This is a genomic window from Streptomyces griseoruber (assembly GCF_001514205.1).
In the GTDB taxonomy this organism is placed as follows: Bacteria; Actinomycetota; Actinomycetes; order Streptomycetales; family Streptomycetaceae; genus Streptomyces; species Streptomyces griseoruber.
This window is the reverse complement of sequence record NZ_KQ948806.1, coordinates 1-11011: the sequence shown is the minus strand read 5'-3', so window position 1 is coordinate 11011 and position 11011 is coordinate 1. Positions and strand designations below refer to the sequence as shown.

General features: G+C 76.1%; 2 protein-coding genes. Both read right to left on the bottom strand.

Annotated elements, in window-relative coordinates; all coding sequences use genetic code 11:
* On the bottom strand, nt 1-1526 hold a 1526-nt coding region (locus AQJ64_RS44525; RefSeq protein ID WP_483316196.1), incomplete at its 3' end, for a type I polyketide synthase.
* A 70-nt stretch (nt 1527-1596) separates the two neighbouring features.
* Complete coding sequence (locus tag AQJ64_RS44520; RefSeq protein ID WP_211286543.1) at nt 1597-10872, bottom strand: type I polyketide synthase; 9276 nt, start codon at nt 10870-10872, stop codon at nt 1597-1599.
* Nucleotides 10873-11011: the final 139 nt, after the last annotated feature.

The following is an 11011-nucleotide window of genomic DNA, read 5'->3' as shown; positions in this document are numbered from 1 at the left end:
TCCACCGCACCCAGCAGCCTCGCCGCCTGCGCCCGCAGCGCCCCCTCCCCACGCGCCGACACCGGCCACAGCACCACCCCGCCGTCACCGGCCCCGGACCCAGCCCCGGACCCAGCGGACTCCTCCACCGCCTCCGACGCCTCCGCCTCCTCCAACACCACATGCGCGTTGGTGCCGGAGATGCCGAAGGAGGACACACCGGCGCGGCGCGGGCGGTCCTCGGTCCGGGACCAGTCCCGCGGTTCGTTCAGGAGGCGCACGTCGCCCGCCGACCAGTCGACGTGGGTGGACGGCGTGTCGGCATGCAGGGTGCGCGGCAGCATTCCGTGACGCAGCGCCAGCACCATCTTCATGACACCCGCCACCCCGGCGGCGGCCTGGGTGTGCCCGATGTTGGACTTCACCGAGCCCAGCCACAGGGGACGGTCCTCGGCACGGTCCTGGCCGTAGGTGGCGAGCAGGGCCTGGGCCTCGATCGGATCGCCCAGTGTCGTGCCGGTGCCGTGGGCCTCGACCGCGTCCACGTCCGCCGCCGACAGCCCCGCGCTCGCCAGGGCCGCCCGGATCACCCGCTGCTGCGAGGGCCCGTTGGGGGCGGTCAGGCCGTTCGAGGCGCCGTCCTGGTTGACCGCGCTGCCCCGGATCACGGCCAGCACCCGGTGACCGTTGCGCCGCGCGTCCGACAGCCGCTCCAGCAGCAGAAGCCCCGCGCCCTCGCCCCAGCCGGTGCCGTCCGCCGCGTCCGCGAAGGGCTTGCAGCGGCCGTCGGTGGCCATGCCGCCCTGGCGGCTGAACTCGACGAAGGCACCAGGGGTGGACATGACGGCGACGCCGCCCGCCAGGGCCAGTGAGCACTCGCCCGCCCGCAGGGCGTGTGCCGCCAGGTGCAGGGCGACCAGGGAGGAGGAGCAGGCCGTGTCCACCGTGATGGCAGGGCCTTCCAGGCCCAGGGTGTAGGCGACGCGCCCGGAGACGACGCTGCCGGTGTTGCCGGTGAGGATGTGGCCCGCGACGCCGTCGGGGACGTCGCGCAGTACGGAGCCGTACTCCTGGTTGCTGCAGCCGACGAAGACGCCGGTGCTGCTGCCGCGCAGGGCGGCGGGGGCGATGCCCGCGCGTTCCACCGTCTCCCAGGCCACCTCGAGCAGCAGCCGCTGCTGCGGGTCCATGGCGAGAGCCTCGCGCGGAGAGATGCCGAAGAAGTCGGCGTCGAAGCGGTCGGCGCCGTGGACGAAGCCGCCCTGCGCGGCGGCACTGCCGCCGTCGGTGCCCGCGTGCCCGAACAGCGCGTCGAGGTCCCAGCCACGGTCGGTGGGGAAGCCCGTCATGGCGTCCGTGCCGTCCGCGAGAAGTCGCCAGAAGTCCTCAGGGGTGTCGGCTCGGCCCGGCCAGCGGCAGGCCATGGCGACGATGGCGACCGGCTCGGTCATCGCCTCCTGCAACCGCTGGTTGTGCTTGCGCAGCCGTTCGTTCTCCCGGAGCGAGGCACGGAGGGCTTCGACGACTTTTTCGGAGGACATGCTCAGCTCCACACTTCACGCTTCGATGCAGACAGGGGTCCAGACGGGCTGGACGGATCGGGACGGGCGCGGACGCTCAGTCGTCCGCGCCCAGGGCCATCCGGACGAGGTCGTCCACGTCCATGTCGTCGACGTCCACGTCGGTGCCGTCGGCCGGGGTCGGCGGCTCCTGACCGGGTCGGGCGGCGGGGGCGGGGGAGGGGGCCGACGCGAGGTCCATGAGCGCGTCGAGCAGCCCCGACTCGCGGAACCTGGTGATCGGGATGGACGTCAGCAGCTTGCGGATGGCCGCCTCGTCGGGTTCCCCCGGACGGGGGGTGGCCGTGCCCGGCGCGGTCGGGACCTGGTCCGGTCCGGCTGCGAAGTGCTCCCGGCTCAGGTGGTCGGCGAGCGCGGCCGGGGTGGGATAGTCGAAGACCAGGGTGGCCGGCAACAGCACCCCGGTGGCGGCGTTCAGCCGGTTGCGCAGTTCGACGGCGGTGAGCGAGTCGAACCCGAGTTCCTTGAAGGACTGCTCCGGGTCGATCCGGGCGGCGGATGCGTGTCCCAGGACGGCGGCGACCTGGCGGCAGACCTCTTCGGCCAGCCTGCGGTGCCGGTCGGCGGCGTCGAGCCGGGTCAGTTCGGCGGCGAGGTCCCCGCTGTCGCCCGGCCGGGCGGCGGGTGCGCGGTCCGCGACGGTGCGGCGGGTCCGGGCCAGGCCGGCCAGCAGCGGCGGTACCGGGCCCTCGGCGCCGAGGCGCGTCGTGTCCACCGCCATCGGCAGGCACACGGCCGTCGGCTGGTCCAGTGCCTCGGTGAAGAGGGCCAGACCCTCCTTGGGGGCGAGCGGCGGCAGTCCGGCGCGTTCCATGCGGCGGAGGTCGGCGTCGCCGAGGCCGCTGGTCATGCCGGTGGCCTGGGACCAGGGTCCCCAGGGCAGGGACAGGGCGGGCAGGCCCCGCGCGCGCCGGTACTCGGCGAGGGCGTCGAGGAAGGCGTTGGCCGCGGCGTAGTTGGCCTGGCCGGGGGCGCCCAGGGTGCCGGCGACCGAGGAGAACAGGACGAACGCGCTCAGGTCGAGGTGGCGGGTGAGGTCGTGGAGGTGGACCGCGGCGTCCAGCTTGGGCCGCAGGACGCCGTCCAGCCGCTCGGGGGTGAGGTGGTCCACGACGGTGTCGTCGAGGACGCCGGCGGCGTGGACGACGGCGGTCAGCGGATGCCCGTCGGGTACGGAGGCGAGCAGGGCGGCGGCCTGGTCCCGGTCGGCGACGTCCGCGGCCAGAACCCGGACCTCGGCGCCGAGTTCCTCCAGTTCCGTGACGAGTGGGGCGGCCTCGGGGGCGGCGGATCCACGACGTGAGGCGAGCAGCAGGTGACGTACGCCGTGCTCGGTGACCAGGTGGCGGGCGAGCAGGGCGCCGAGGCCGCCCGTGCCGCCGGTGACGAGGACCGTGCCGTGCGGGTCGAGCGGTGCGGGGACGGTGAGGACGACCTTGCCGACGTGCCGGGCCTGCGACATGTGGCGGAAGGCCTCCGGTGCGCGGCGCACGTCCCACGGGGTGACCGGCAGCGGGGTCAGTACTCCGGTCTCGAACAGGTCGACGAGCGCGGTGAGCATCTCGCCGATGCGGTCGGGTCCGGCCTCGATGAGGTCGAACGCCCGGTAGTGGACGCCGGGATGGCGGGCGGTGACGTCCTCGGGGTCACGGACGTCCGTCTTGCCCATCTCCAGGAACCGTCCGCCGGGGGTCAGCAGCCGCAGGGACGCGTCGACGAACTCGCCCGCCAGGGAGTCCAGGACGAGGTCGACACCGCGGTCGCCGGTCGCGGCACGGAAGGCGGTCTCGAAGGACAGGTCGCGGGAGGAGGCGATGTGCGGGGTGTCGAGTCCGGCGGCGCGCAGGGCGTCCCATTTGCCGGGGCTCGCGGTGGCGTACACCTCGGCGCCGAGGTGGCGGGCGAGCTGGGTGGCGGCCATTCCGACGCCGCCGGCGGCCGCGTGGACGAGAACGGTCTGGCCCTCGGTCACGCCGCCGAGGTCGACGAGGGCGTAGTACGCGGTGAGGAAGACGATCGGCACGGTCGCCGCCTGGGCGAACGTCCAGCCGTCCGGGACCCGGGCGACGGTGCGGGCGTCGGCGACCGCCACGGGTCCGTAGGCGGCGGGGAACATGCCCATGACGCGGTCGCCGACGGCGAGGGTGGTGACGCCGGGGCCGACCTCGGTGACCACTCCGGCGCCCTCCAGGCCGAAGTCGCGGGCCGGACCGGGGTACATGCCGAGGGCGTTGAGCACATCTCGGAAGTTGACGCCTGCGGCGCGGACGGCGAGCCGTATCTCGCCGTCGGCGAGGGCGCGTTCGGCGTCCGGGGCGGCGACGAGTTCCAGCCCGTCGAGGGTGCCCTTGCGGACCATGTCGAGCCGCCAGGCCGTACCCGAGGTGGAGTGCGGGGGGCGCAGGGCGGCGGCCGGATCGGTGCGGGCGATCCGCGGAAGGTGCACCGTCCCTTCGCGCAGGGCCAGTTGGGAGTCGGTGCGGGCCAGGGCGGCGGGCAGGGCGGCGAGTGAGGCGGCCGCGGTGTCGGTGTCGAGGAGGACGAACCGGCCGGGATGCTCGGACTGCGCCGAGCGGACCAGGCCCCAGGCCGATGCCGCGGCCGGGTGGCGCACCCCGGGTCCGGCGGGTCCGTCCGGCATGAGCGCCTCACGGGTCACCAGCACGAGCCGGGTGGCGTCCAGCCGTCGTGCGGCCGCCAGTTGGCGTACGAGGGTGAGGGCGTGCCGGGCCGCCGTACGGCCCGCCCGGTCGAGCGGGCCGTCGTCGTGGGGGACGACGGCGAGCAGGGTGCCGGGGGCGGTGTCGGTCCGGGCCGCCGCCAGGGTGGCGAGGTCGGCGGCCTCGGTGACGTCGACGGGGACTTCGGCGGTGGCGAGCAGGGCGGCGAACTCCCGGCCGGCGGCGTCACCGAGGACGGTGAGTCGGCCCGGGTACGGCCCCTCGCCGGTGGCCGGCTGCGGCTGCCAGTCGAGCCGGAAGAGGTCGCCGGCGCCCCGGTCGGGCCGGGCGCGCAGCCGTTCGGGGTCGATCTCGCGCAGGGCGAGGGACCCGATGGAGGCGACGGGCCGGCCGGTGGCGTCGGCCACGTCCAGGGCGACGGTGTCCTCGCCGCTCAGGGCGATCCGGACGCGTACGGCGGTGGCGCCGGTGGCGTGCAGGGTCACGTCCCGCCAGGAGAACGGCAGCCGGCCGGGCGCGGAGTCGTCCAGCGGCAGGAAGGCGGTGGCGTGCAGGGCGGCGTCGAGCAGCGCGGGGTGCAGACCGTAGTGGGGGGCGTCGGCGTGTGCCTGGTCGGGCAGCGCGATCTCGGCGTACACGTCGCCGTCGAGCCGCCAGGCGGCGCGCAGCCCCCGGAAGACGGGTCCGTAACCGAACCCGGCCGCGGCGAGGCGGGCGTAGGTGTCGTGGACGGGCAGTTCCTCGGCACCCGCGGGCGGCCAGTCGGCGAGCGGGGCGCCGTCGGGTTCCGGACGGGCGGCGGGGGCGAGGATGCCGTCGGCGTGCAGGGTCCAGGGCCGGTCGGCGGAGGCGTCGACGGGCCGGGAGTGCACGCCGAGCGGGCGGTTGCCGTCCGCGTCGGGGGTGCCGACCCGCAGTTGCAGGGTCACGGCCTGCCCGTCGGCCAGCAACAGCGGTTCGACCAGGGTGAGTTCGGCGATCCGGTCGCAGCCCACGCGCTCGGCGGCGAGCAACGCCAGGTCGAGGTGGGCGGTGCCGGGCAGGACGGTGGTGCCGCCGACGGCGTGATCGGCGAGCCACGGCTGGTCGGTCACGGAGAGCCGGCTGGTGAAGACGTGGCCGTCGGCGTCGGCGAGGTCGACGCGGGCGCCGAGCAGCGGGTGTCCGGCGTCGGCGAGGCCCGCCGCGGCCAGGTCTCCGGCGTTGCGGCCGCCCGTGGCCGGCCAGTAGCGCTCGCGTTGGAAGGCGTAGGTGGGCAGGTCGACGATCTCGCCGGGGCCGCCCGTGGCGGCACTCCAGTCGACGTCGACGCCCTGGGTGTGGGCGCGCGCGAGTCCGGCGAGCAGGCCGGCGGTCTCGTCCTGGCCGGGGCGCAGCAGGGCGACGGCGTCGGTGCCGGCGGGGTCGGTGACGGCATCGGCCACCAGGGCCGTGAGCGTGCCGTCGGGGCCGATCTCGAGGTAGCGGCGGACACCGGCCGCCTGGAGGGTGCGCACGCCGTCGTGGAAGCGGACGGCCTGCCGCACATGCCGGACCCAGTAGTCGGGCGAGGCGAGTTCTTCGGGGCCGGCCGGCCGGCCGGTGACGTCGGAGACCACGGGGATCAGCGGCGCGTGGTATTCCAGCGTGGCGGCCACCTCGCGGAAGTCCTGGAGCATGGGCTCCATCAGGGGCGAGTGGAAGGCGTGGCTGACGCGCAGCCGCTTGGTGCGCCGGCCCAGTTCCTCGATGCGGGCGGCGACCTCCCGTACGGCGTCCTCCTCGCCGGAGACCACCACCGAGCGGGGTCCGTTGACCGCGGCCACGCCCACCCGGTGCTCGCGGCCGTCCAGCAGGGGCAGCACCTCCTCCTCGGTGGCCTGGAGCGCGACCATGGCGCCGCCGCCGGGGAGGGCGTCCATCAGCCGGCCGCGGGCCGTGACCAGGGTGCAGGCGTCGCCGAGGGAGAGGACTCCGCCGACGTGTGCGGCGGTCAGGGAGCCGACGGAGTGGCCGAGAAGGTGGTCGGGGGTGACGCCGAGGCTGCGGACGAGCCGGTACAGGGCGACCTCGAGCGCGAACAGGGCCGGCTGGGCGTAGCCGGTGCGGTCCAGCAGCGCTCCGGCGTCGCCCAGGACGGCCTCGCGCAGCGGGGTGCCGAGAACATCGGCGCCGAAGTGGGCGCACACGTCGTCGAAGGCGTCGGCGAAGACCGGGAAGGCGGCGTACAGGCCGCCTCCCATGCCCGGGCGCTGGGCGCCCTGGCCGGTGAAGAGGAAGGCGGTGCGCCCGCCGCGCACGGCGGCGCCCGTCCCGTCGGACGGCGACGGTCCGGAGGCGAGCCGCGCCAGCTCGGCGAGCAGGTCGTCGCGTCCGGTGCCGAGCAGCACCGCGCGGTGTTCGAAGGCCGGGCGGGTGGTCGCCAGGGAGTGACCGAGGTCGGCGGCGGACAGTTCGGGGTGCCGGACGGCGTGGTCGAGCAGCTTCCCGGCCTGGGCGCGCAGCGCCTCGGGGGTGCGGGCGGACAGCGGCCAGGCCGTCGTCGCGTGGCTGACCGGCCGCGCGGGGATCTCCGCGCCGGTGCGGGGTGCGACCGGGTTCGACGGAGCCTCTTCCAGGATGACGTGGGCGTTGGTGCCGCTGAAGCCGAAGGACGAGACACCCGCGCGCCGGGGGCGGCCCTCCTCGCGCTGCCACGGCCGGGCCTCGGTCAGCAGGCGTACGGCGCCGGAGGTCCAGTCGACGCGGCTGGAGGGCCGGTCGGCGTGCAGGGTGCGGGGCAGTTCGCCGTGGTGCAGCGCCAGCACCGTCCTGATGACGCCGGCGACCCCGGCGGCGGCCTGGGTGTGGCCGAGGTTGGACTTCACCGAGCCCAGCCACAGGGGGCGTTCCCGGTCCTGGCCGTAGGTGGCGAGGAGTGCCTGTGCCTCGATGGGGTCGCCGAGGACGGTGCCGGTGCCGTGTCCCTCGACGGTGTCGACGTCGGCGGGGGTGAGCCCGGCGTCGGCGAGCGCGGCCCGGATCACCCGTTCCTGCGAGGGACCGTTGGGAGCGGTCAGGCCGTTGCTGGCACCGTCGGAGTTGACGGCGCTGCCGCGCACCACGGCGAGGACGCGGTGCCCGTTGCGCAGGGCGTCGGACAGCCGCTCCACCAGCAGCATCCCGGCGCCCTCGCCCCAGCCCGTCCCGTCGGCGCCGTCGCCGTAGGCCTTGCAGCGTCCGTCGGGCGCGAGACCGCGCTGACGGCTGAACTCCAGGAACGCGGCCGGGGTCGACATCACGGTGACGCCGCCCGCGAGCGCCAGGTCGCACTCCCCCGCGCGCAGCGCCCGCGCCGCCCAGTGCAGGGCGACCAGGGAGGACGAGCAGGCGGTGTCGACGGTGACGGCGGGGCCTTCCAGGCCGAGGGTGTAGGAGATGCGGCCGGAGACGACGCTGGCGGCGTTGCCGGTGCCGAGGTAGCCGTCGACGTCGTCCGTGGACGTGCGCAGCAGGGCCGGGTAGTCCTGGCCGTTGGTGCCGGCGAAGACGCCGGTGCGGGAGCCGCGCAGGGTCCGCGGGTCGAGGCCGGCGCGCTCGACGGCCTCCCAGCACACTTCGAGCAGCAGCCGCTGCTGCGGGTCCATGGCCAGGGCCTCGCGTGGGGAGATGCCGAAGAAGGCGGGGTCGAACCGGTCGACGCCGGACAGGAAGCCGCCGGTGCGGGTGTAGCTGGTGCCCTCGTGGTCGGGGTCCGGGTGGTACAGCGAGGTGAGGTCCCAGCCGCGGTCGTCGGGGAATCCGGTCAGGCCGTCGCCGCCGGAGGCGAGCAGGTCCCACAGCCGCTCGGGCGTGTCGGCGCCGCCGGGAAGCCGGCAGGCCATGCCGACGACGGCGATGGGTTCGTCCGTGCCGCCGTGCCCGGGACGGGGCGCGGTGGTGGCGGGCCGGGCGGATCCGTCGCCGTCCGACAGCGAGCTGAGCAGATGGCCCGCGAGCGCGGCCGGGGTGGGGTGGTCGAAGGCGACGCTGGGCGCGAGTCGCAGGCCGGTGCGGCGTTGCAGCGCGTTGCGCAGGTCGACGGCGGTCAGCGAGTCGAAGCCGAGGTCGCGGAAGGCCCGTTCGGGGTCGGCGGCGGGGGCGTCGGGAGCATGGCCGAGAACGGTGGCGATCTCCGTCTGCAGCAGGCGCAGGACGGCGCCGGGCCGCTCGGCCACCGGCAGCGCGGTGAGGGTACGGGCCAGGCGTCCGCCCGACCGGGGGGTCCCGGCGGTACGGCGCACGGACGCGGCGGGGTCGCGCAGCAGGGCCGGGGTGGGGGTGGCGGCGGCCCGCGCCGTGGCCAGGTCCAGCCGCATCGGCAGAAGCACCGGGCGGTCCTGTGCCGACGCGAGGTCGAGCAGGCGCAGGGCGTCGGCGGTGGACAGCGGCGCGATGCCCGCGCGGGCCATCCGGGTGCGGTCGGCGTGGGCGAGGCCGGCCGTCATGCCGCTCTCCTCGGCCCACAGGCCCCAGCCGAGGGCGAGGGCGGGCCGTCCCTGCGCGCGGAGGGTGGCGGCCAGCGCCTCCAGGAAGGCGTTGGCGGCGGCGTAGTTGCCCTGGCCGGGACCGCCGAAGGTGGCGGCGGCGGACGAGAAGAGCACGAACGCCGACAGGTCCATGCCACGGGTCAGCCGTTCGAGATGAGCGGCGGCGTCCGCCTTGGGCCGGAGCACGGCCGACAGACGGTCCGGGGTCAGCGCGGGGATCACGCCGTCGTCGATCACGCCGGCGGCGTGGAAGACGGCGCCGAGAGGGTGCCTCTCGGGCACGGTGTCCAGGAGCGCCGCGAGCGCGGCCGGGTCGGCCACGTCGCAGGCGGTGAGCGTCACCTCGGCACCGGTCTGTTCCAGGGCGGCGCGCAGCTCCGCTGCTCCGGGTGCCTCGGGGCCGCGGCGGCTCACCAGCAGCAGGTGCCGTGCTCCGTGCGCGGTGACCAGGTGCCGGGCGACGGCCGCGGCGACGACGCCGCCCGCCCCGGTGATCAGCACGGTCCGCTCCGGATCGAGGAGCGGCCTCGTGGAGGTGTCCGGGTGGTGCCGGACGAGACGGGCCGCGTGGGCGCGGCCGGCCCGCAGGGCGATCTCCGTCTCCCCGTGGTGCGCCGCCTCGCAGACGGCGGCGAGGAGCGACTCCGGGTCGGTGCCGGCGTCGGTGTCCACGAGCAGGAAGGACCCCGGGTTCTCCGACTGCGCCGAGCGCACCAGACCGCGTACGGCGGCCGCGGCGAGGTCGGCGACCGGCTCACCCGGCCGGACGGCCACCGCGTTCCGGGTGAGCAGGACCAGCCGGGCGCCGGCCGTGCGTTCCTCGGCCTGCCAGCGCTGGAGCAGTTCCAGGGCCGCGGCGGCCGACTCGTGCACGGCGCCGGGCGGTTCCGTGTCACCGCTCCGCCAGGGCACGAGGACCAGGTCCGGCACGGGTGCGCCGGGGTCGGCGAGGGCGGTGAAGAAGGCGTCCGGGTCCGGGTGGACGTCGGCGTCCGCCGGAGCCGGCCCGGCGCCCAGGAAGGCCACCGCCGACCGGGGCTCGGGCGCGGCGGCCACGGGCAGTGCGGTCCAGTCGACGGCGAACAGGTCGTCACCGGCCGGGGCCGAGGCCGCCGGGGGCAGCTCGTCCACGGGGGTGAGGGCGACCGCGCCGACGGTGGCGACCGGGGTGCCGGACTCGTCGGCGAGGTCGAGTCGCAGGGTGCCGTCGGAGCGGGGCCGGAGCCCGACCCGCAGCGCCTCGGCGCCGGCCGCGTGCAGGGTGCAGTCCCGCCATGTCGCGGCGAAGCCCCCGGGGTGGCCGAGCGCGGGGGCCGCGTGCAGGGCCGCGTCGAGGAGCGCCGGGTGCAGGGCGACCCGCAGGGCGTCCGCCCGGAACTCCTCCGGTACGGCGATCTCGGCGTACGTCTCGTCCCCGGCCCGCCACACGGCGGTGAGTCCGCGGAATGCGGGGCCGTGGTCCAGCCCGCGGGCCCGCCACGCCTCGTACAGCTCCTCGACCTCGTCGGCGTCCAGGGCCTGGGCGCCCGGCGGCGGCCAGGCGCCGTCCCGTGCCTCCGGCCCGGGCTGCTCCGGCGTGGCCCCGGCCCGCGCCAGGACACCGCGGGCGTTGCGGATCCAGGGCCGGTCGGCAGCGTTCGCGTCGTCCCGCGTCCGGTCGGCGGCGGCCGGGGCGGGCCGGGAGTGGCAGGTGAACGTCCTGACGCCGTCCTCGTCCGGGCCGTCGAGGACGACCTGGATCTCGACGGGCCGATGGCCGTCGAGAACGAGCGGTCGCTCCTGTTCCAGCTCGACGACGTGGTGCCAGCCGACGACCGCGCCGAGATGGAGGGCGAAGTCGACGTAGGCGGCGGTGGGCAGCGTCGCGGCGCCCGCCGCGGTGTGGTCGGCGAGCCAGGGGTGTGTGCGGGTGGAGAGCACGGCGGTGGACAGCACGGACGAGGAGTCCGCCAGGGTGACGGCGGCACCGAGCAGCGGATGACCGCCGGCGCGCCGCCCGGTGCCGGGCACCGGATCGAGCCAGAGGCGTCGCTGCTGGAAGGCGTACGTGGGCAGTTCGACCGTCCGGCCGTCGGGGAACAGCGCGGGCCAGTCCGGGCTGCTTCCGTGCGCGTGCAGCGCGGCGACGGCACGGAGCAGCGTCACCGCTTCCGGCCCTTCCTTGCGCAGCGTGGGCGCCAGAACGCATCGGTCGTCGTCGAGGAGCGTGCGGGCGAGGGCGGTGAGGGTGCCGTCCGGACCGAGTTCGACAAAGCGCGTGGCCTTGTTCCGTGCGAGGGCGCCG